Below are 19,505 nucleotides of genomic sequence, written 5' to 3' on the forward strand. Positions count from 1 at the left end.
CTACACGGGGACGGGCTCCCGTTCCTTCTCCTTCCGCAGGAGCTTGGCACCCTCGACGTCGACGTCGGGCAGGATCCGTCCGAGCCATGCGGGCAGCCACCACGCATGCCTGCCCAGGAGGTACATCGCTGCCGGGACCAGCGTCATACGGACCACGAACGCGTCCAGCAGCACCCCGAAGGCGAGCCCGAACCCGATGGGGCGGACCATGGCCAGGTGCGAGAACACGAAACCCGCGAAGACGGAGACCATGATGATGGCCGCGGCCGTGACCACACGCGCCCCGTGGCTGAAGCCGATGCGCACCGCGGCCTTGGGGTCGTCGCCGTGGACGAACGCCTCGCGCATACCGGACACCAGGAACATCTGGTAGTCCATGGCGAGCCCGAAGAGCACCCCGATCAGGATGATCGGGAGGAAGCTCAGGATCGGCCCCGGGTTCGTGACGCCGAAGAAGCCGCCCAGCCAGCCCCACTGGTAGATGGCGACCGTGGCACCGAAGCTCGCGAGCAGCGAGAGCAGGAAGCCCGCGGTCGCGATGATGGGCACGAGGATCGAGCGGAAGACCAGCAGCAGCAGGATCAGGGACAGCCCGACGACGATACCGAGGTAGACCGGCAGCGCCTCCATGAGTTTGGCCGAAACATCGATGTTGGCGGCGGTCTGGCCGGTGACGGCGATGGGAACGCCGGTCTGCTCCTCGAATTCGCCGGTCGAGTTCCGCAGGTCGCGGACGAGGTTCTCCGTGGGCTCGCTGGCCGGACCCTCCTCCGGGATGACCTGGAAGATCGCCGTGCGGCCGTCCTCGCTCACCGTCGCGGGTATGGAGGCGGCCACGCCGGGGACCTCGCGCAGCAGGTCGTTGACGTCCAGCTGCAGGTTCGTGAGCTCCGCCTCGTCGGCCGTCTCGGGCAGGGACCCGACGACGATCAGCGGCCCGTTGGTTCCTGCACCGAACTTCTCGCCGATGGTGCTGTAGGCCTGGAACGCCGTCGAGTCGGCGGGCTCCGTGCCGCCGTCGGGCAGCCCTACGCGCAGTTGCGCGGCAGGAACGGCGATGACGCCCAGCAGGACCACCCCGGCGAGGACCGTCAGGACGGGCTTCCGGGTCACGAGTCCGCCCCAGCCCGCGCCGTTCGCCGCGCGCTGGTCCGCGAGGGACGTCCCGCTGTCGCTGTCCAGGGGAACCGCAGCCGAGTGCTTGTGGCCGCGCGCCTTGTCCCAGCGGCGCTTCGAGATGATCCGCCGCCCCAGCAGGGCGAGAAGGGCCGGTGTGAGGGTCAGCGCCACGAGCACCGAGACGGCGACCGTACCGGCAGCCGACAGACCCATCACGGTCAGGAACGGCAGCCCGGGGACCGCCAGCGCCGCCAGCGCAACGATCACCGTGATGCCTGCGAAGAGGACCGCATTGCCTGCCGTTCCGGTCGCGCGGGCGATCGACTCCTGCATCTCCATGCCGTGCAGCAGCTGCGTCCGGTGACGGTTCACGATGAACAGTGAGTAGTCGATGCCGACGGCGAGGCCGAGCATCAGGGCGAGAACCGGCGAGATGCTGTTCAGCTCGACGACGCCCGAGAGTGCGAACGTGATGCCCACGCCCACACCGACGCCCACGATAGCCATGAGGAGCGGCAGGCCGGCAGCGATCAGCGTACCGAGCATGACGATCAGGACGGCGGCGGCGACGGCCAGGCCGAGGGCCTCCGTGGCCCCGACGATGCCGGAGACGTCCTCGACGATCTCCTTGCTGTAATCGACGGTCACGCCTGCGGACTCGGCCTCGGCGGCCTGCTCCTGCACGCTTTCCCGCAGTTCCGGCGAGACGCTGTTGATCTGCTGGTCGAACTGGACGCTGGCGACGGCCGTGGAGCTGTCCTCGGACAGGAGGCGCACGCCGGAGGTGGCGTCCACCTGCCGTTGTCCGAGGTCGAGCTGGGCCCTGCTCGACTCGAGCCGCTCGCGTCCGGCTTCGAGTTCCGTCCGGCTGGCGTCGAGTTGGGCCTGTCCCTGCTGGAGCTGCTCCTCGATGGCTGCGACGCGTGCCGGACGGAGCAGACGGCGGGCCTGCTCGAACTGGGCGCGCTGCTGGTCGAGCTGTGCCTGCCCCTGCTCGAGCTGCGCCTCGCCCGCGCTCAGTTGCTGCTCCCCCGCCTCGAGCTCGGCACGTCCTGACTCGAGGTCCTTGACTCCGGCCGCCTGCTGGTCCGCCACGTCGAACGGGTCGACGACGTCCCGGACGCCGTCGAGCCCGGAGATGGCGGCCAGTGCGGACTGGACGCCGTCGCGCTGCTCCGCCGAGAACGCGGCCCCGTCGTCGGTGGCGAAGACGACCGTGCCCGTGCCGCCCACGGCCTCGGGCAGTTCCTCCCGCAACCGGTCGGAGATGCGCTGCGACTCGGTGCCGGGGATCGTGAAGTTGTTCGTCAGGGTGCCGGAGAAGGCGACGGCGGCGCCCCCCACCGCGAGCATGATCGCGAGCCAGGCGGAAATGACCCACCATCGCCTGCGGAAGGCGAACGAGCCGAGCCGGTAGAGCAGAAAAGCCATGGAGGAGTCCTTGCGGGGAGTCGGGAAGCGGAAGGGTCAGGAACCGGCAGGGAGGCCGTCGAGGACGGCGACGGGATCGGCGAAGCCGTCCCGCAGCATGGTCAGGGAAGCGAGGATGCGTGCCTCGAGCTGCTTCCCGGAGTCGTCGCCCGACTCCGGCGTACTCGCCGCCCAGTCCCGCATCGCGGCTTTCGTGCAGGACAGCACGCATCCGACGAGGGCCGAGAGGTAGAGATCCGGCGCGGCGGCCCCGAGGCGGCGGCGCAGTGCCCCGACGATCCGGGTTTCGGCGCGCTCCCACGCATGGAGCTGGGCGCGCAGGAGATCGGGATTCGTGTCCGCCATGCGGAAGAGTTCGCCGTGCAGCGACAGGCCCTCCATCCTCGTCGTCTCGCTGAAGGAGCGCACGATGGAGTCGAACAGCGGCTCGTCGGAGGGCATCTGCCCGAAGACCTCGAGCGCCAGCTCGAGGAACGTGTCGGTGCGGACGGTCAGCGCATCCTCTGCGCTGTGGAAGTAGTTGAAGAACGTCCGGCGTGAGACACCGGCGCGTCCTGCGATCTGGTCGACGGTGAAGGCCCCCGGGCCGACGGACCGTGCGAGGTCGAAGGCCGCGTCGGCGATCGCGCGGCGCGTGTCGACCTTGTTCTGCTCGCGGCGCCCCAGCGGCTCCGCATTGTCGGTTGTACTCAGCACGGACCAAGCCTAGATGGGAAATTGCACACTGTGCAACAAAGGCGGTTGCAGGGTTTTCCCTCGTGACCCGTTCCTGCCGGGCGTACTCTGGCCCAGGCACCCACCCTCGACCACGGAGGCTCTCCATGAAGACCATCACCCTCGGCTCCGGCCTCGACGTCTCCCGGCTCGGCCTGGGCTGCATGGGGATGTCCGCGTTCTACACGGGCAGTGGCAAGGACGACGCCGGCGCGACGAAGACCATCCACCGCGCCCTCGATCTCGGCGTCACCTTCTTCGACACCGCGGAGATCTACGGTCCCTACACGAACGAGGAGCTGCTGGGCCGCGCCCTCCGGGGCAGGCGCGACGACGCCGTGATCGCGACGAAGTTCGGGACGATCCGCCACACGTCCGGGGATGCCCGGGGCCTGGACGGCAGCCCGGAGAATGTGCGGCTCTCGGTCGAAGGATCCCTCAAGCGCCTGGCGACCGATTCCATCGACCTCTACTACCAGCACCGCATGGACCCCTCCGTGCCGGTCGAGGACACCATGGGTGCGCTGGCCGAACTGGTCCAGGAGGGCAAGATCCAGCACATCGGCCTCTCCGAGGCAGCACCGGAGACCATCCGCAGGGCGCACGCGGTCCACCCGGTGACAGCGCTGCAGACGGAGTACTCACTGTGGAGCAGGGATCCCGAAGCCGAGATCCTCCCGCTGGTGCGCGAGCTCGGTATCGGCTTCGTGCCCTACTCCCCACTCGGCAGGGGGTTCCTGACCGGGACCATCCGCTCGGTCGACCAGCTCGACGAGACGGACTTCCGCCGCAACAATCCCCGTTTCGCGGGAGAGAACCTGCAGGCGAACATCCGGATCGTGGAACAGGTGGACGACGTCGCACGCCAACTCGACGCCACTCCCGGGCAGGTCGCCCTGGCATGGCTCCTGGCGCAGGGAGACGATATCGCCCCCATCCCCGGCACCAAGCAGGTGCGCTACCTCGAGGAGAACGTCGCGGCCGACGCCCTGGTCCTCACGGAGGCCCAGCTCGCACAGCTCGGTGCCGTCGCTGCTCCCGTCGGGGACCGCTACGAGGACATGTCCGCCGTCGACCGCTAGCCGGAGCGGAGCACAGGGGGTCCGCAAGGGCCAGCTTTGCGCCCGGGACCGCCGTTCCCGGTGATAGACCGTAAGAATTCCTGCTGATTCACCGGGGGTCCGCCACGACCCGCTGGACCGGTTGACCCCCGACGACGCCGGTGCGCGCGGTGGTGCGGTCCATCGTGTTCGAGGAGGGCGCCGTCGACTTCCTCGCAGCCGTGACCACGAGCCTCCCGACGGTCACCTCGGTTACCCTTCTCCGTCCTGCTCCTCGCCGTGCAGCAGACGGCGGGCTCCCTCACCCCGGTGGTCTTCGACCAGTTCATCGGCAGGACCTCGAACCAGCTGTATTTCGGCTTTTTCATCGGCTCCACCGCCTTCTCCTTCCTCGTCCGGAGGTCATCCTGCGTACCTATGAGCGATGGGGTGAGGACTTCGCGGACCACCTCGTGGGCATGTTCGCCCTCGCCATCGTGGACGAGCGCCGCGAGCGCGGGGTAATGGCCCGGGACCGGCTCGGCATCAAATCCCTCTACGTGGCGGACCTGCCGGGACGGCTGCGCTTCGCGTCGACCCTTCCTGCCCTCGTGGCGGGTGGAGGAATCGACACCTCGATCGACGAGGTAGGACTCCACCACTACCTGAGCTGCCACTCGATCGTCCCTGCACCGCGGACCATCCTGCGCGGAGTGCGGAAGGTACCCCCTGCGACGGTGCGGGTCATCGACGCCGCCTCGTGTCGGACGTACCCGTGGGCGTACTCCTCTCGGGTGGCGTCGACTCGAGCCTGATCGTCGCACTCCTCGCGGAACTCGGCCAGGAGGGACTGACACCTTCAGCATCGCCTTCGACGGTGTTGGCGGCGAGGAGGGTGGTGCAGTCCGGCCAGGGGGCGGATGGGGTCTTCGCGGGCTACGCCTACCATTAGTGGTATGCCGACACCGACGTCAGCAGGGCCCTGTTGGAGGCGCACCTGGGCGCACCCGGCGCGGAGACCGCCCTCGACGCCGTCCTGCGGCTCGACACGCACCTGCTGCTGGTCGATGACCCCGTGAAGCGCGTGGACAGCATGACCATGGCGTGGGGACTCGAGGCCCGCGTCCCCTTCCTCGACCAGGACCTCGTCAGCCTCGCGGCCCAGTGCCCGCCGAGTTGAAAGCAACACAGGGCGGCAAGGGCATCATCAAGGACATCACCCGCAAGGTCATCCCGGCAGAGGTGATCGACCGGCCCAAGGGCTACTTCCCGGTGCCACCGGTCAAGTACCTCGCCGAGCCGCTCCTCTCGACGCTCTGCGACGCCCTGCGGGCCCCCGAGGTGAAGGACCGCGGGCTCTTCCGCACCGACTACGTGGATCTCCTGCTGGATGAACCGAACGGGCACTACAGCCCCGGAGGAAACAACATGCTGTGGCAGCTGGACGTGCTGGAACTCTGGCTGCAACGCCACGGCATCAGGGGGTGACGCGTCGGCCGAAAGGTCCCGTCAGTCACCGGATGTTGTCAGCGCCGGCCGGTGCGGCGCACAGGAAGGCTGCCCGTGTTCGCCAGCTCCTCCGCCACTGCCAGGAGTTTGGCGTTCGTCTCGGTGGACACCCGCACGAGCATGATGAACGCCTGTCCTGCCGTGACGCCGTACCGCTCCATCAGGATGCCCTTCGCCTGGCCGATCAAGTCCCGTGAGGCAACGGCATCCTTGAACTGGTGGAGTTTCTGCGCGTCGGCGAAGGCGACGGCGGCGTGGGAGGCGACGAGCAGCCCCACGTACTCGGACTCGTCGCTGAAGGCATGCGCCGAGCGGCCGATGAGGTTCAGTGCGCCGAGGTTGTCCCCCTCGACGAAGAGCTGGAAGGAGAGCATGCTGCCCGCGCCCGCTGCGGCCGCCTCCGCGGAGAACGCAGGCCACCGGTCCTCGTTGTGCATGTCGGGCACGCGGACGGTCTGTTCCTCGTAGGCAGCGCTCATGCAGGGCCCTTCGCCGGTGCGCTCCTGCAGTTCGTCGATCGTCCGCGCGAGGGCCCCTGACGCAGCACGGGATTCGACCCGGCGGCGCCCGAGCATCACGGTGATCGAACCCTCGTCGGCGCCGGGAACCAGGGGGATCGCGGCCCGCACCAGGTGCTCCAGGACAGCGTCCTCGCTGTCCTCCCGCTGGAGGGACCGGGCGAGTTCGCTCAGCTTTCCGGCGACGTCGTCCTGCGGCATGCTCCAGGCGTCGTCGCGGACCGGAGGTGCGTCATCCGTGGCCATGGCAGCCCCCCCCTGCTCGATCGACACCGTCCTCGGGGCGGAAGCCCCCAGTGGCCGCAGACATCACGGTACCAGCGACGACCGCCGCCCGGGGCCGATGTTCACCCACCGCTGTACTATCTCCTCATGGGTTCGCACCACCACCACGCCCCCTCCGCGGCGGCCGGCCGCAGGCCGTTGGTCGGCGCGCTCGTGATCACGCTCTGCGTCTTCGTCCTGCAGGTCATCGGGGCGCTGTGGACCGGCAGCCTGGCGCTGCTCTTCGATTCGGTGCACGTCCTGACCGACGCGGCCGGCCTCGCGATGGCCCTCGGGGCCGTCTCGCTCTCGGTTCGTCCCGCCACGCCTCGGCGTTCGTGGGGTTTCCGTCGGGCGGAGGTCATCGCCGCACTGCTGCAGGCAGCGTTCCTGCTGGCGGTCGGGACCTACGTGGTCATTGAGGGAGTACGACGCCTGATCTCACCCGAGGACGTGGCCGCACCGGAGATGATCGTCTTCGGCGCCGTCGGCCTGGCCGGGAATCTCGCCGCCCTCGCCCTGCTTGCACGACACCGCGCCGCCAGTTTCAATCTGAGGGCCGCGTTCCTCGAAGTGCTCAACGACGCACTGGGGTCGGTGGCCGTCATTGCCGCCGCCGTCGTCATCGCCCTGACAGGTTGGATGCGTGCGGACGCCGTCGTCGCCCTCCTCATCGGTGCGCTCATCATCCCGCGCACCCTGACGCTGCTGCGCGAGACGATCGACGTCCTCCTCGAGTCCACGCCGGTCGGGATCGACCTCGAGGAGGTGCGCGCCCACATCGCCCGCCTTCCCCAGGTCCGGGACGTCCACGACCTGCACATCACCCAGATCGCCTCCGGCCTGCCCGTCCTCACGGCGCACATCGTCGTCGACGACGGCTGCTACCGGGACGGCTCGGCCCACGCCGTCCTCGACCAGCTTCAGGAATGCGTCGGCCAGCACTTCGACGTGAGCATCGACCATTCCACGTTCCAGATCGAGCCGCTGGGCCACGTGCCCCACGAGACGGAGCTGAGCCACTGATGCCGGAGACCCTGGCCTCGATGACCGTGACCTCGACCTCGGTGCTGGAGCGTGTGGGAACGGCCCTGTCGGACCCGACCCGCGTGCGGGTCCTGGTGGCCCTGCGGGACGCACCGGCGTATCCCAGTGAACTGGCCGAGGCCCTGGGCGTGAGCCGCCAGAGCCTGTCCAACCACCTCTCGTGCCTGCGCGGGTGCGGTCTCGTCGTGTCCGTCCCCGAGGGGAGACGCTCGCGCTACGAACTCGTGGATCCGAAGCTCGGCCACGCCCTCACCGACCTCCTCGGGATCGTGCTGGCGGTCGACCCGCAGCACCAGGACCACAGGTTTCAGGACCACAGGCATCAGGACCACAGGCATCAGGACCACAGGCATCAGGACCACGGGCACCGAACGACTCCTGCAGGCGCAGGGGGCCAGGGGGACGATCTGAACTGCTCCCCGGGCCCCCTCCCTAGCCCATCAGCCTCGAGCGGATGAGGAACCGCTTGCCCTCCGGAGCTTCGACGGAGAATCCGCTCCCCCTGCCCTGCACCACATCGACGGTGAGGTGGGTGTGGCGCCAGTACTCGAACTGCTCCCGCGACATCCAGAACTCGATGAGGCGGGGGGCGTCGTCGTCCGCAGGGCCGGCGGCGTCTCCGCCGCCGCGCCCGTCCGCACGTCCCGACCCCGCGGAGATGTCGAGGACGCCGAGGAGGATGTCCGCCTCGGCGGTGAGGAACTCCCCGGCGGGATAGCACATCGGTGACGAGCCGTCACAGCACCCGCCCGACTGATGGAACATCAGGGGCCCGTGGATGAGCCACAGCTTGTCCAGCAGCTCGACGGCGCTCGTCGTCAGCGCCACCCGGGAAGCGACCTCCCCCGGGATGGTCACCGAGGCCTCGACGGTCATCGCATCTCCTAGAAGAACCCGAGCTTGGATTCCGAGTAGCTGACCAGCAGGTTCTTGGTCTGCTGGTAGTGGTCCAGCATCATGGCGTGGTTCTCCCGGCCGATGCCGGAGGACTTGTAGCCCCCGAACGCTGCACCCGCGGGATAGGCGTGGTAGTTGTTCACCCAGACCCTGCCCGCCTGGATCTCCCGGCCGGCTCGATAGGCCACGTTCCCGTTCCTCGACCAGACACCGGCTCCGAGCCCGTACAGCGTGTCGTTGGCGATCTCCATGGCCTCGGCGTAGTCGTTGAAGCGCGTCACGGACACGACCGGCCCGAAGATCTCCTCCTGGAACACCCGCATGCTGTTGGTGCCCTCGAACACCGTGGGCTTCACGTAGTAGCCCTCGGCGAGGTCGCCGTCGAGCACATTCCGCTCGCCCCCGATGAGGACCTTCGCGCCCTCCTGGGCGCCGATGTCCATGTAGGACAGGATCTTCTCGAGCTGGTCGTTGGACGCCTGGGCGCCCACCTGCGTCTCCGTGTCGAGCGGGTTGCCCTGCACCATCTTCCCCACGCGGGCGATCGCGTCGGACATGAACGAGTCGTAGATGGAGCCCTGCACGAGGGCCCGGGACGGGCACGTGCAGACCTCGCCCTGGTTGAACGCGAAGAGCGCGAAGCCCTCGAGGGCCTTGTCGTAGAACGGGTCGTTGCTGTCCGCGACGTCCGAGAAGAAGATGTTGGGGCTCTTGCCGCCGAGCTCCAGCGTGACGGGGATCAGGTTCTGGCTCGCGTACTGGCTGATCAGGCGCCCCGTGGTCGTCTCACCGGTGAACGCGATCTTGCGGATGCGCTTGCTCGAGGCCAGCGGTTTGCCCGCCTCGACACCGAACCCGTTGACGACGTTCACGACGCCCGCGGGCAGGATGTCGCTGAGGAGCTCCATGAGCACCAGGATGGACGACGGCGTCTGCTCGGCCGGCTTCAGTACGACGGCGTTCCCCGCGGCGATAGCGGGGGCGAGCTTCCAGGTGGCCATGAGGATCGGGAAGTTCCAGGGGATGATCTGTCCAACGACGCCGAGCGGTTCGTGGTAGTGGTACGCCGTCATGTCGTCGTCGAGCTGTGACAGGCGCCCTTCCTGCGCGCGGATGGCGCTGGCGAAGTACCGGAAGTGGTCGGCCGCGAGCGGTATGTCGGCGGCGAGGGTCTCACGCACCGGCTTGCCGTTGTCCCAGGTCTCGGCGACGGCAAGCATTTCGAGGTTCGCCTCGATGCGGTCCGCGATGCGGTTGAGGACCGAGGCCCTCTCGGCGACCGAGGTCTTGCCCCAGGCGGGAGCGGCCTTGTGTGCGGCATCGAGCGCGAGCTCGATGTCCTCGGCAGTGCCGCGGGCGACCTCGCAGAAGCTCTTGCCCGTCACGGGAGAGATGTTCTCGAAATACTGGCCCTTGATCGGGGCGACCCATTCACCGCCGATCCAGTTCTCGTACCTCGGCTTGAAACTGACCTTCGAACCGTCCTGGCCGGGCTGGGCGTAAACAGGCATCGTCGAACTCCTTGAACTCCGTGAATGCGGGACGTCGTCGTCCCTGATCCACAGCGTAGGAGCCCGATAGTTGCAGCAACGTTGCACACGGGCGTTCCTTGCGGCCACCCGAGGCCACCGTGCGGGCCGAGCGGTGGCCTAGCCCTGCCCGGGCGTGGCCCCTGCTGCAGCCTCGACCGGCTGGGACGCGTCCGTCGCAGCGGATCCTGTCTCGGACACGGTGCCGGGATCGGCGAGGGTTTCAGCCGAGGGATCGGCGGGGGTTTCGGCCGAGGGATCGGTCGGGGTTTCGGGGTCGCCGCACGACGGATCGGAAGGGTCGGTGTCCTCGCCAGGGGCCGGTTCAGTTCCGGGCGCCGGTTCAGTTCCAGGCGCCGCTTCAGTTCCGGGGGTCGGAGATGTGCCCGGCACTGGAGTTCCGGCGGTCGGGTCCGTGCCGGGTGCGGAAGGAACCGATGGGGGTTCAGGCTTCGCTGAAGCCGGAGCCGAGGTCCCCGGTGGTGCGGGATCCGTTGTCGCCGCATCATCTGCCGACGGGTCCGGAGTCGACGGGTCAGTGTCGCAGGACGGAGCCGGTGCAGGGTCCGGGGTCGGCGTCGGGTCGGGAGTCGGATCGGGGGTGGGGTCCGGAGCCGGTGCGGGGTCGGGAGTCGGATCCGGGATGGGATCCGGAGCCGGTGCGGGGTCGGGAGTCGGGGTCGGAGTCGATTCCGGGTCCGGGGTCGGCGCCGGGGTGGGATCCACAGGCTTCGTAGCGTCCGGGCCGGAAGGGTCTGTCGGAGCCGACTGTGGCGGCGTCAACGGGCTGGACTTCGGCGGGGTCGACTTCGGCGGGGTCGACTTCGGCGGGGTCGACTTCGGCGGGGTCGACTTCGGCGGGGTCGACTTCGGCGGGGTCGACTTCGGCGGGGTCGACTTCGGCGGGATCGGCGGCTTGGCCGGTGGCGTCGGCTTGGCCGGTGGCGTCGGCTGCTGTGGGACCGATGGGCTGGAGGCCCCCGGAACGGTCGACCCCGGATTGTCGGGCTTCGACGGCGCGCTCGGGGCGGTCGTAGGGGCGCCACCGTCTGCGGCAGCAGGCAGCTTCGGTGCACTGGGAGCCGGGCCGGGCACGTTCGGCGTCGCAGGCTTGGAGGGCGGCTGCCCCCCGGAGCCGACGATTCCCGAAGGACCGGACGCCACGGGGAACGCACCGGGTTCCGTGGCCGGTGCCTGCTGATCCGGGCGGGTGGAGGATTGCGCCCAGGCCGGGATGTCGGATGCACTGCTGCCGCCCGGCGAGTAGTCCTTCAGCTCGCCCTTGCGCTCTCCATGCCGGGTGGACACCAGCTGCCACCGCGCGGGGTCGACATGTTCGCCGTCGAGGATGGTCTCGAAGTGCAGGTGGCAGCCGGTCGAAGAACCCGTCGAGCCCACTTCGGCGATGGGGTCACCGCTGTTGACGGTGTCCCCCTCCACGACCGAGATCCCCGAAAGGTGGTTGTAGGTCGTGATGAGGCCGTTGCCGTGATCGACCTCGACCCGGTTGCCGCCTCCCCACGGGTGCCAGCCGACGGCACGCACTGTGCCGGCATCGGCCGCGTAGACCGGTGTGCCACAGGGGGCGGCGTAGTCCTGGCCCGTGTGGAATTCTCCCGCCTCCCCCGTGATGGGGCTCACGCGGAACCCGAAGGAGGAACTCGCGGCGAGCGCGTCGAGGGGTGCGAACAGCTTGCCCGCGGGCGGTCGTTGCGTGGAGGCCGCGGCCGTCGCGTCACGATCCGCCCCGGCTTCGCTTCCTGCGGGCTTTGGGGCCGCCGTCGTGTGCGGCCCTACCGCGTCGAGAGCATCGAGGCTGTCGAGCGGCGCGAGCAGGGAGGCTCCCACGACGCCCGTCGGAAGGTCGCCATCCTGGAGGACTGCGGTATGACGCAGGGCGTCGGGCGCCACGGCCGACGCCGACTCCCACGACTGCGGGACGATCCCCTGGAATCCGACGAAGCAGACCACCATGGCAAGGCTTGCATTCATTTTCGTGCGGGAGGTACGGACGATACGCCCCCTGGGTGTTCCCGGGTGCTGGCCAGCCTGCGTCACGAAATTCCCCTTGTAGTGGTGCGTCCGGTGGCCGGTCCCCAGGGCTGCTCTGCCCGCCGGATCGTCGGTCACCATGGTCAACGGTAGCCCGACCACAGGCTTGTCGCGACGAATTATCACGATCCGCTACCAAAATTTCGGAGAACTTGAGCCGGACGACGGTGTGGCTGAGAGTTCCGCCTCGAGCCACTCCACGTGCGCGACGACCGCAGCCCGCTTCGGGGACCGCCCGGGTAGGACCCGCAGCGCGACCTGCCATGCCTCGGCGTCGTACTCCGCCTCGGCGAGGGCAAGGTACTGCAGCACCGTGTCCGGCGCCCCGTCGTTGAGGACGGCGTCCCGCAGCAGCGCCGACACCTCGCCGCGCAGGCGCACGATGGACGGTGCCTGTGAGCGGGGAAGCACCGGTCCGCGGTAGATCTCGAGCGCCATGCGGTGTGCGCCGCGGTGCAGGTAGTTCAGGACCTGGACGGCGTCCACGACCAGTTCGGTGGGCAGGCGGTACGGCCGGGACTGGGGGACGATCGCCCCGCCATGCCCCGCCAGGACCTTGCGCAGCCGCAGCATCTCGGCGCGGACCGTGGTGACCGATGCGTCCTCGGGGTAGGCCATGATCGCGAGCTGGTCGGCGGTCAGGCCCTCCGGATGCAGGGCCAGGAGCGTCAGCAGTTCCGCATGGCGGGGACTGAGGTCCAGCGCCGCCCCTCCTGCATGCACCACGCCGTGATCCGTGCCGAGGATCTGGAGGCTGTTCCGGTACAGGGCCGCCGGGGTACAGGCCGAGCGGCGCCGCTTCGCTCCCGGTAGCCGGCTCCTGAGCCGGTGGATGCTCAGGTGCGCCTCGGCTGCGGCAACTGCAGCCTCGACGAGCGACAGCGTGGAGGCGGCGACGGCGTCGGCCGTTCCCGTGATGTCGATGACGCCGAGCACCGTACCCGAGTCGGGGTCGCGGAGGGGCACGGCCGTGCAGCTCCACGGGTGGGCCAGGGGGCTGAAGTGCTCGGCTCCCGCTATCTGCACGCTGCGCTCGAGTGCCAGCGCGGTGCCCGGCGCACTGGTGCCGACGCTCGCCTCGGACCAGTCCGTGCCGGCCATGAACAGCATGCCTTCGGCCCGGCGCCTCAGTTCACGGTCGCCGTCCACCCACAGCAGCCGGCCGTTCTCGTCTCCCACCGCGACGAGCATTCCCGACTCCAGGCTCGGCTGCACGAGCAGGCGGTCGATGACGGGCATGATCGCGGCGAGGGGATGCCCCTGACGGTACGCCTCGAGATCCTCCTCCGAACAGAACAGCCGGGCGCGCGCCGTGGCGGGATTCGGCAGGAGGGCCAGCGACCGGAGCCAGGAGTCGTGCACGACGCCGCGCAGGTTCCCATTCACGCCCTCCCCCTGGCCCAGTGCCTCGTGGGCGGCGAAGGCCTCCCGCTGCAGGACGTCGGAGGAGAGCTCCCCTACGGGAATGGAACGGGACGGCGACATCGGCACTCCGCTTCGTGATCGTCCCGTGACTGGGGACAGGCCACAGTGTAGCGGGACTATTCGCCGCGAGAAATGCCCACCATGTCCTCACGGGGCACGAGCTTCACGCGCTCGCGGACGAGTTCCGCGTTGCCCGACGTGTTCACGAAGTTGGCTCCCAGCTTCAGCTCGTGGGCGTCCAGCTTGAGCCAGCCCTCCCAGGTCGTGTATCGCACGCCGCGCTCCGAGAGGAGGTTGATGATCGCGTCCTCGGACGGGTCCTCGGCGGGAGGAAGATTGAGCCGGTCCTCGAGAAGGAACCCGATGGTCTCCAGCGCGTCACCCTTCGTATGCCCGATGAGGCCCACCGGCCCACGCTTGATCCACCCTGTGGCGTAGATCCCCGGGACGGGCTTGCCGTCCTCGTCGATGACGCGTCCGCCCTCGTTCGGGATGACGCCGCGCTTGTCGTCGAAACCGACCTCGGGCAATTCGGAGCCGAAGTACCCGATGGCCCGGTAGACGGCCTGGACGGGGTAATCGATGAACTCGCCCGTTCCGCGGACGTTGCCGTCCCCGGTCAGTTCCGTGCGCTCGAACTTCATGCCCGCGACCTTGCCGGGCGTCTCGGGCGAGTCGTAGACCTCCACGGGCGAATGCAGGAAGTGGAGGTGCAGGCGTCGGGAAGCACCCGTCGGCTCATCCTCCACCAGCCAGTTGGTGAGGGTCTTGACCATCGTCTTGGTCTGGTTGTTCGTCGCGATCTGCTCCTCGGAGCCCGCGTCGAAGTCGAAATCCTCGGGGTAGAGGACGATGTCGACGTCGCGTGTGTGGGAGAGTTCGCGGAGTTCGAGCGGGGTGAACTTCACCTGGGCCGGCCCGCGCCGGCCGAACACGTGGACGTCGGTCACCGGCGAGGACTTCAGGCCCTGGTAGACGTTGTCCGGGATCTCGGTGGAGAGGAGATCGTCGGCGTGCTTCGAGAGGATGCGAGCGACGTCGAGGGCGACGTTGCCATTGCCGATCACCGCAATCTCCTTCGCCTCGAGAGGCCAGTCGCGGCTGACGTCGGGGTGGCCGTCGTACCAGGAGACGAAGTCGGCACCTCCGAAGGAGCCCTCGAGACCGATACCCGGGATGTCCAGGTCGGCGTCCCGGATGGCGCCCGTCGCGAAGATCACGGCGTCGTAGAAGCGGCGGAAGTCGGACAGCGTGAGGTCCCGGCCGTAGTTGACGTTGCCGAGGAAGCGGATGTCCCCGCGGTCCAGCACCTTGTGCAGGGCGTTCACGATGCCCTTGATGCGGGGGTGGTCAGGAGCAACCCCGTAACGGATCAGGCCATAGGGTGCCGGGTACTGGTCGAAGAGATCGATGCTCACGGAGAAATCGCCGCCCTGCACCTCGTTCGACTTCGTCAGGATGTCGGCGGCGTAGACGCCTGCCGGACCGGCGCCGATGATCGCGACCCGCAGCGGTCGTGCCGCAGCTGAGGTAGACACTGATTAGCCTTCTTCCCGGGATGCTCCTGGTGGATAGCGTTGCGCAGAATAAGCGCACGCTTCCCTATTCTAAATGCCGGCACGCGACACCGCCGAAAACAGTGGCAGGGATCTCGTCCCCTGTGCGCAGGTCGGGAGGGAATAAAGGCCGGTCGGGGCGGGTTCCCGACCTCGTGACTGGAACAGGCGAAAAGACTCAGCGGCCCGCGAGGAGCGAGAACTCGGTCGGTATCCTCTTCGGCATCGGCGCCTACGGGCTCTGGGGTCTGCTGCCGCTGTACTTCCTCGTCCTGGCGCCGGCCGGTCCGATCGAGATCGTCGCCAACCGCGTGCTCTGGTCCCTGCTCTTCTGCGCACTCCTCCTGACGGTCCTGCGCTCCTGGCGGCCGGTGCTCGCCGCCCTGCGCACCCCGCGGATCGTCGGGACGCTCGCGGTCGCGGCGCTCCTGATCGCCGTCAACTGGTTCGTGTACACCTACAGCGTCACCACGGGACAGGCCATCGAGGCCGCCCTGGGCTACTTCATCAATCCCATCGTCTCGGTGCTGCTGGGCGTGATCGTGCTGCGCGAGAAGCTGCGGCCTCTGCAGTGGACGGCGATCGGCATGGGTCTGCTGGCGGTGGTCGTCCTGGCCGTCGGATACGGGGCCGTGCCCTGGATCGCCCTCTCCCTCGCCTTCTCCTTCGGCCTGTACGGCTTCGCCAAGAAGAAGGTGGGCTCGCGCGTGGATGCGGTGACGAGCCTCAGCATCGAGACGGCGGCCCTGGCGCCGATCGCAGCGGCGGTCATGCTCTGGCTCGGGTCGACCGGTGATGCGACCCTGCTGACCGAGGGGACGGGCCACTTCTGGATCATGGCCGCGTCGGGTGTCATCACCGCCGTCCCGCTGATCTTCTTCGGTGCTGCGGCCCGCCGCCTGCCCCTGACCACCATCGGGCTCCTCCAGTACCTCGCCCCCGTGCTCCAGTTCGTTCTCGCACTGCTGGTCCTCCATGAGGAGATGCCCTTCGAACGGTGGGTCGGCTTCGGCCTCGTATGGACGGGCCTCATCCTCCTGACCGTCGACATGCTGCGGACCGTCCGCCGCCAGCCACGGCCTGCGAAGGCACCCGAACCGGCAGCGACGGCGGCCTGAGGACGCGTCCCGGCGGCCATAGCACCGCCCTAGCGCCCCGCCGGTCAGTCCGGGATCGGGGGCCGGACGGACGCCCCGGGCACCGCGCCGTCCGCGGGCCCGGCACCGAGGTATGCCGCGTTGAAGCGCGACAGCAGGCCGACGAGGTCGACGACGTCGGCCGGGTCCCAGCCCTCGAGCTGCCGGCGGAAGGCCCTGCGCCGAGTCCCGCGCGCCCGCTCCACCCTGCGCACACCCTCCTCCGTCAGTGCCACCGGATGGGAACGCTCATCGTCACCGGCCCTGCCGCGTTCCACGAGGCCCAGCCGCTGCAACGCCGCCACATGTCCGCTCACTGCGGATTTGCTCATGCCCAGCGTCGCCGCCAGGTCGGTGACCCTGCAGGTCCGTGCGATGCGCACCGCGGTCAGGACGCTGTACGCGGCCGGTTCCATCCCGGGGTCGATATCGCGCGCGAGGACCCGGCACACCAGTTGCTCGCTGCGGCACATCGCAGCCGCCTTCTCCTCGACCGCGTCGAGCGCGGCGCGGCGGGGATCATCCCTTCCTGCCCCTTCATCGCGTCCCTCCATGACCGAATAGTAGGCATGCGGGAGGGCACCGGCACCCTATTGTGACGGCATTACCGCCCTGATGACTGCGGGACAGCGGTGGCAGCAGTCTGTTGCCGGCGCCGATCACGAGGAGGCCCGCATCGGCCGGCCATCTCGGACAGTCCCCGGCGGACGCGGGGGCGGCACAGCCGGGAGCGCTGTGGAGTCGGTTCACTCCTCCGCAGCGCTTCCGGCCGTGCCGCCTCTTACGTCCAGCTATTCCGGTCCGCTCCTCCGGGCCGTTCTGCCCGGGCCCATATACCCGGGCCCATATACCCGGCCTTTTAGTCCCGGGGTGCGGAGCCCTTGGTGATCACTTCCTGGCGGAAGAATGCCGGGTTGATCCGCGACCACACCAGCATCAGCACCACTCCGAGCAGGATGACTCCGATGCCGAGGATGAACACCATGCCGACACCGAACAGCTCCGACCCGGAACCGTACTCGGGATCCATGGAGTCGACGGCCGTCTTGAAGAACATGACCAGCAGGATCACGCCGCCGAGCAGCGGTGCCAGGAACCGGAAGAACGTGTGGCGGATGCTCGAGAACGCCTGCGCCCGGAAGTACCAGACGCACGCCAGGGCGGTGATGCCGTAGTAGAAGCAGATCATCAGGCCGAGGGCCGTGATGGTGTCCCAGAGGGCGTTCTCGGAGACCAGCCGGGTGAACACGTAGAAACCGGCGGCGGCGAGGGCCGCGGCGACGGTCGCGAAGCTCGGCGACTTGTGCTGCGGGCTGATCCGCCCGTAGCCCTCGGGCAGGGCCTTGTAGTGGCCCATCGCCAGCAGCGTGCGCGCCGGGGAGACGAACGTAGACTGCAGGGACGCGGCCGAGGAACTGAGCACGGCCATGGACATGAGGATGGCGAAGGGGCCCATGACGGGACCTGCGAGCGCCGCGAAGATGCTCTCCTGGTTGTCCGGGTTGCCCGCTCCCAGTTCGCCCTCGCCCACTCCGGAGAAGGCGAGGGTCGCGAGCGCGACCGTGAGGTAGATGACCACGATGACGAAGACGGTCAGCGCACCCGCGCGGCCCGGTGTCTTCTTCGGGTTGGTGGTCTCCTCGCTCATCGTGAGGGTCACGTCCCATCCCCAGTAGATGAAGATCGAGAGCGACACTCCCGCGGCGAAGGCGGAGAAGGATCCGACGGCGAACGGGTTGAACCACTCCGCACTGATGGGCGTCGCGTCGAAGGCGGTGCCGTCGGCGACATGGAGGAAGGCTGCGATCGCGAACCAGGCCAGGACCACGAGTTGGAAGGTGACGAGCACGTACTGGACCGTCTTCGTGGCCTCCATCCCGCGGTACGAGACGTAGCAGGCGAGGGCGATGAACACGAGTGTCGTCGCGATGTTCACCGGCAGGTTCAGCGTGAGGTCCGCGATGGCGGGATCGTTCAGCAGCTGGGAGAGCATCAGGTAGAAGAAGTCCACCGCGACGGCGGCGAGGTTGGACAGCACGATCACGGTGGCGGCAACACTCGCCCAGCCGCTGATCCAGCCGACCCAGGGCCCGAAGGCCCGCGTGGCCCAGGTGAAGGACGTCCCGGAGTCCGGCATGGAGTTGTTCAGCTCGCGGTAGCCGAGGGCCACGAGCAGCATGGGGATGAAGCCCACCAGGAAGATGGCCGGGAGGTTGACCCCCACCTCCGCGACGGTCGGACCGAGGGCTGCGGTCAGGGTGTAGGCGGGGGCCACGGAGGACACCCCGATCACGACGGCGCCCAGCAACCCTACGGTCCCGGAGTCCAGGCCCTTGCTGCTGAGTCCTGTTCCCCTTTGTGTTGTCTCGTCGATACTCATGCGTCCGCCTCTGTGGGTAAGGCGCCCGGGCCGGAAGTGGCGCCGGGCGTTGCGTACGTACGCGGGACGACGACCATGGGGATGGTCAGCGCACGTAGGATCTTGTTGGCCGTCGAGCCGAGGAAGATGCGCATGTGCTGCGCGAGGCGGCTCGATCCGACGAGCAGCACCTCCCCCTCGTCCCAGGCCAGGGCCTCGATGGCCTCCTCGACGGAGGCGCCTCGCGCGGTCTCGACGCTGACGCGTCCACCTGCCGCGAGGGACGACGCCGCCTCCGCCAGCCGCAGGTTCGCCTCGTCCTCCGCCTCGGCGGAATCCGGCCCGGCGTCGAGCGAGACGAGGGACACGAGCCGCAGGGGCAGCCCGCGGCGGCGGGCCGAGGAGACGGCGACGGAGATGACGTCGTCGGCGCCCGCCCTCCGTCCGACGGCGCAGGTGAGCCGTGTGACCGGATCGGTGCGCCGGTAGGACCTGGGAGCTAGGGCAACCGGCACCGGGGACGCATGCAGGAGGCTGCGCGCCACATTGCCGACATTGAACCGGGCGGCGAGCCCGCGTGAACTCGCGCCGATCACGATCAGGGACGCCTCGGTGTCCTCGGCCGCCTGGATGAGGCCCTCCGCGTTCGATTCGGCCCGGACGACGACGCCGCGTGCGGAGACGTCGTCGGGCACGAGGGCGAGCCCCTGGTCCATCCACTCCCGCATCTGCTCGGACAGGAGGCTGTCGAAGCCCTTGCCCGGCGGGTAGGCCCCGGCGTAGGGCGAGTGCTCGGGCGTGACGAGGACGAGGTCCAGGGTGGCGTCCTGTCGGCGCGCAAGGGCGACCGCCAGGCAGACGGCGTCGTGCCCGCGCTCGTCCGCCGTATAGCCGACGATATAGCGCACC

17 protein-coding genes and 3 pseudogenes are annotated in these 19,505 nt (G+C 68.9%); 8 read left to right on the forward strand and 12 right to left on the reverse strand.

The features are described 5' to 3' along the window. Both ACX80H_RS06100 and ACX80H_RS06105 read right to left on the reverse strand, forming a co-directional pair. Positions 1-2,550: an MMPL family transporter gene (locus ACX80H_RS06100; RefSeq protein WP_459311783.1), complete on the reverse strand. Its 2,550-nt coding sequence runs from the start codon at positions 2,548-2,550 to the stop codon at positions 1-3. 36 nt (positions 2,551-2,586) lie between these two features. Further along, positions 2,587-3,246 carry a TetR/AcrR family transcriptional regulator gene (locus ACX80H_RS06105; protein WP_459311784.1) on the reverse strand — a complete coding sequence of 220 codons (660 nt, stop codon included), beginning with the start codon at positions 3,244-3,246 and terminating at the stop codon, positions 2,587-2,589. A gap of 125 nt (positions 3,247-3,371) precedes the next feature. On the opposite strand from ACX80H_RS06105, the gene ACX80H_RS06110 reads away from it, so the two are divergent. Then, positions 3,372-4,346 (forward strand): aldo/keto reductase, encoded by a 975-nt coding sequence (locus ACX80H_RS06110; protein WP_459311786.1) that lies wholly within the window; start codon positions 3,372-3,374, stop codon positions 4,344-4,346. Positions 4,347-4,434: 88 nt separating this feature from the next. On the opposite strand, the gene ACX80H_RS06115 is transcribed toward ACX80H_RS06110, so the two are convergent. After that, positions 4,435-4,572 (reverse strand): hypothetical protein, encoded by a 138-nt coding sequence (locus ACX80H_RS06115; RefSeq protein ID WP_459311787.1) that lies wholly within the window; start codon positions 4,570-4,572, stop codon positions 4,435-4,437. Between the two features lie 211 nt (positions 4,573-4,783). On the opposite strand from ACX80H_RS06115, the gene ACX80H_RS06120 reads away from it, so the two are divergent. The 3 genes and pseudogenes from ACX80H_RS06120 to ACX80H_RS06130 all read left to right on the forward strand — a co-directional run bounded on the left by ACX80H_RS06120 (position 4,784) and on the right by ACX80H_RS06130 (position 5,792). Beyond that, a complete protein-coding gene (locus tag ACX80H_RS06120; RefSeq protein ID WP_459313373.1) occupies positions 4,784-5,119 on the forward strand; it encodes a hypothetical protein in 336 nt (111 codons plus the stop codon). Further along, complete coding sequence (locus tag ACX80H_RS06125) at positions 5,080-5,256, forward strand: asparagine synthase-related protein (RefSeq protein WP_459311788.1); 177 nt, start codon at positions 5,080-5,082, stop codon at positions 5,254-5,256. The genes ACX80H_RS06120 and ACX80H_RS06125 overlap by 40 nt, the downstream gene beginning before the upstream one ends. A 33-nt stretch (positions 5,257-5,289) precedes the next feature. Next, positions 5,290-5,792, forward strand: a pseudogene (locus tag ACX80H_RS06130) (asparagine synthase-related protein). A 38-nt stretch (positions 5,793-5,830) separates the two neighbouring features. Here ACX80H_RS06130 and ACX80H_RS06135 read toward each other — a convergent pair. After that, positions 5,831-6,577: a GAF and ANTAR domain-containing protein gene (locus ACX80H_RS06135; RefSeq protein ID WP_459311790.1), complete on the reverse strand. Its 747-nt coding sequence runs from the start codon at positions 6,575-6,577 to the stop codon at positions 5,831-5,833. 126 nt (positions 6,578-6,703) lie between these two features. Here ACX80H_RS06135 and ACX80H_RS06140 point away from each other — a divergent pair, with 126 nt between their 5' ends. After that, a complete protein-coding gene (locus ACX80H_RS06140) occupies positions 6,704-7,621 on the forward strand; it encodes a cation diffusion facilitator family transporter (RefSeq protein WP_459311791.1) in 918 nt (305 codons plus the stop codon). 20 nt (positions 7,622-7,641) lie between these two features. Next, positions 7,642-7,929 (forward strand): annotated as a pseudogene (locus ACX80H_RS06145) (ArsR/SmtB family transcription factor); the annotation flags it as partial. Between the two features lie 145 nt (positions 7,930-8,074). Here the strand turns inward: ACX80H_RS06145 and ACX80H_RS06150 are convergent. Together ACX80H_RS06150 and exaC are read right to left on the reverse strand one after the other, a co-directional pair. After that, positions 8,075-8,518, reverse strand: a complete 444-nt coding sequence (locus ACX80H_RS06150; RefSeq protein WP_459311793.1) for a DUF779 domain-containing protein — start codon at positions 8,516-8,518, stop codon at positions 8,075-8,077. A gap of 8 nt (positions 8,519-8,526) precedes the next feature. Then, positions 8,527-10,050: an acetaldehyde dehydrogenase ExaC gene (gene exaC / locus ACX80H_RS06155; RefSeq protein WP_459311794.1), complete on the reverse strand. Its 1,524-nt coding sequence runs from the start codon at positions 10,048-10,050 to the stop codon at positions 8,527-8,529. 661 nt (positions 10,051-10,711) lie between these two features. Between exaC and ACX80H_RS06160 the strand changes: the two genes are divergently transcribed. Continuing rightward, a complete protein-coding gene (locus tag ACX80H_RS06160) occupies positions 10,712-11,269 on the forward strand; it encodes a pentapeptide repeat-containing protein (RefSeq protein WP_459313374.1) in 558 nt (185 codons plus the stop codon). Between the two features lie 134 nt (positions 11,270-11,403). On the opposite strand, the pseudogene ACX80H_RS06165 reads toward ACX80H_RS06160, so the two are convergent. The 3 genes and pseudogenes from ACX80H_RS06165 to ACX80H_RS06175 all read right to left on the reverse strand — a co-directional run. After that, positions 11,404-12,201 (reverse strand): annotated as a pseudogene (locus ACX80H_RS06165) (M23 family metallopeptidase); the annotation flags it as partial. 51 nt (positions 12,202-12,252) lie between these two features. After that, positions 12,253-13,605: a GAF domain-containing protein gene (locus tag ACX80H_RS06170; RefSeq protein ID WP_459311796.1), complete on the reverse strand. Its 1,353-nt coding sequence runs from the start codon at positions 13,603-13,605 to the stop codon at positions 12,253-12,255. 56 nt (positions 13,606-13,661) lie between these two features. Then, positions 13,662-15,083 carry an FAD-dependent oxidoreductase gene (locus ACX80H_RS06175; RefSeq protein ID WP_459311797.1) on the reverse strand — a complete coding sequence of 474 codons (1,422 nt, stop codon included), beginning with the start codon at positions 15,081-15,083 and terminating at the stop codon, positions 13,662-13,664. Positions 15,084-15,256: 173 nt separating this feature from the next. Here ACX80H_RS06175 and rarD point away from each other — a divergent pair, with 173 nt between their 5' ends. Then, positions 15,257-16,219: an EamA family transporter RarD gene (gene rarD / locus ACX80H_RS06180; RefSeq protein ID WP_459311798.1), complete on the forward strand. Its 963-nt coding sequence runs from the start codon at positions 15,257-15,259 to the stop codon at positions 16,217-16,219. 44 nt (positions 16,220-16,263) lie between these two features. On the opposite strand, the gene ACX80H_RS06185 is transcribed toward rarD, so the two are convergent. From ACX80H_RS06185 to ACX80H_RS06195, 3 genes are all read right to left on the reverse strand, one after another. Next, positions 16,264-16,791 carry a MarR family winged helix-turn-helix transcriptional regulator gene (locus ACX80H_RS06185; protein ID WP_459311800.1) on the reverse strand — a complete coding sequence of 176 codons (528 nt, stop codon included), beginning with the start codon at positions 16,789-16,791 and terminating at the stop codon, positions 16,264-16,266. Between the two features lie 305 nt (positions 16,792-17,096). Continuing rightward, a complete protein-coding gene (locus ACX80H_RS06190; RefSeq protein ID WP_459311802.1) occupies positions 17,097-18,617 on the reverse strand; it encodes an APC family permease in 1,521 nt (506 codons plus the stop codon). Further along, positions 18,614-19,504, reverse strand: a complete 891-nt coding sequence (locus ACX80H_RS06195; RefSeq protein ID WP_459311803.1) for a universal stress protein — start codon at positions 19,502-19,504, stop codon at positions 18,614-18,616. Before ACX80H_RS06195 ends, ACX80H_RS06190 begins: the two co-directional genes overlap by 4 nt. Between the last annotated feature and the right edge of the window lies 1 nt (position 19,505).

This window comes from Arthrobacter pasteuri (assembly GCF_054510955.1).

What these genes read in the sequence shown, in the direction of transcription:
- ACX80H_RS06100 (WP_459311783.1), bottom strand. Translation starts at nt 2,550, where the DNA reads ATGGCTTTTCTGCTCTACCGGCTCGGCTCGTTCGCCTTCCGCAGGCGA.
- ACX80H_RS06110 (WP_459311786.1), top strand. Translation starts at nt 3,372, where the DNA reads ATGAAGACCATCACCCTCGGCTCCGGCCTCGACGTCTCCCGGCTCGGC.
- ACX80H_RS06120 (WP_459313373.1), top strand. Translation starts at nt 4,784, where the DNA reads ATGTTCGCCCTCGCCATCGTGGACGAGCGCCGCGAGCGCGGGGTAATG.
- ACX80H_RS06135 (WP_459311790.1), bottom strand. Translation starts at nt 6,577, where the DNA reads ATGGCCACGGATGACGCACCTCCGGTCCGCGACGACGCCTGGAGCATG.
- ACX80H_RS06140 (WP_459311791.1), top strand. Translation starts at nt 6,704, where the DNA reads ATGGGTTCGCACCACCACCACGCCCCCTCCGCGGCGGCCGGCCGCAGG.
- ACX80H_RS06150 (WP_459311793.1), bottom strand. Translation starts at nt 8,518, where the DNA reads ATGACCGTCGAGGCCTCGGTGACCATCCCGGGGGAGGTCGCTTCCCGG.
- exaC (WP_459311794.1), bottom strand. Translation starts at nt 10,050, where the DNA reads ATGCCTGTTTACGCCCAGCCCGGCCAGGACGGTTCGAAGGTCAGTTTC.
- ACX80H_RS06160 (WP_459313374.1), top strand. Translation starts at nt 10,712, where the DNA reads ATGGGATCCGGAGCCGGTGCGGGGTCGGGAGTCGGGGTCGGAGTCGAT.
- ACX80H_RS06170 (WP_459311796.1), bottom strand. Translation starts at nt 13,605, where the DNA reads ATGTCGCCGTCCCGTTCCATTCCCGTAGGGGAGCTCTCCTCCGACGTC.
- ACX80H_RS06185 (WP_459311800.1), bottom strand. Translation starts at nt 16,791, where the DNA reads ATGGAGGGACGCGATGAAGGGGCAGGAAGGGATGATCCCCGCCGCGCC.
- ACX80H_RS06190 (WP_459311802.1), bottom strand. Translation starts at nt 18,617, where the DNA reads ATGAGTATCGACGAGACAACACAAAGGGGAACAGGACTCAGCAGCAAG.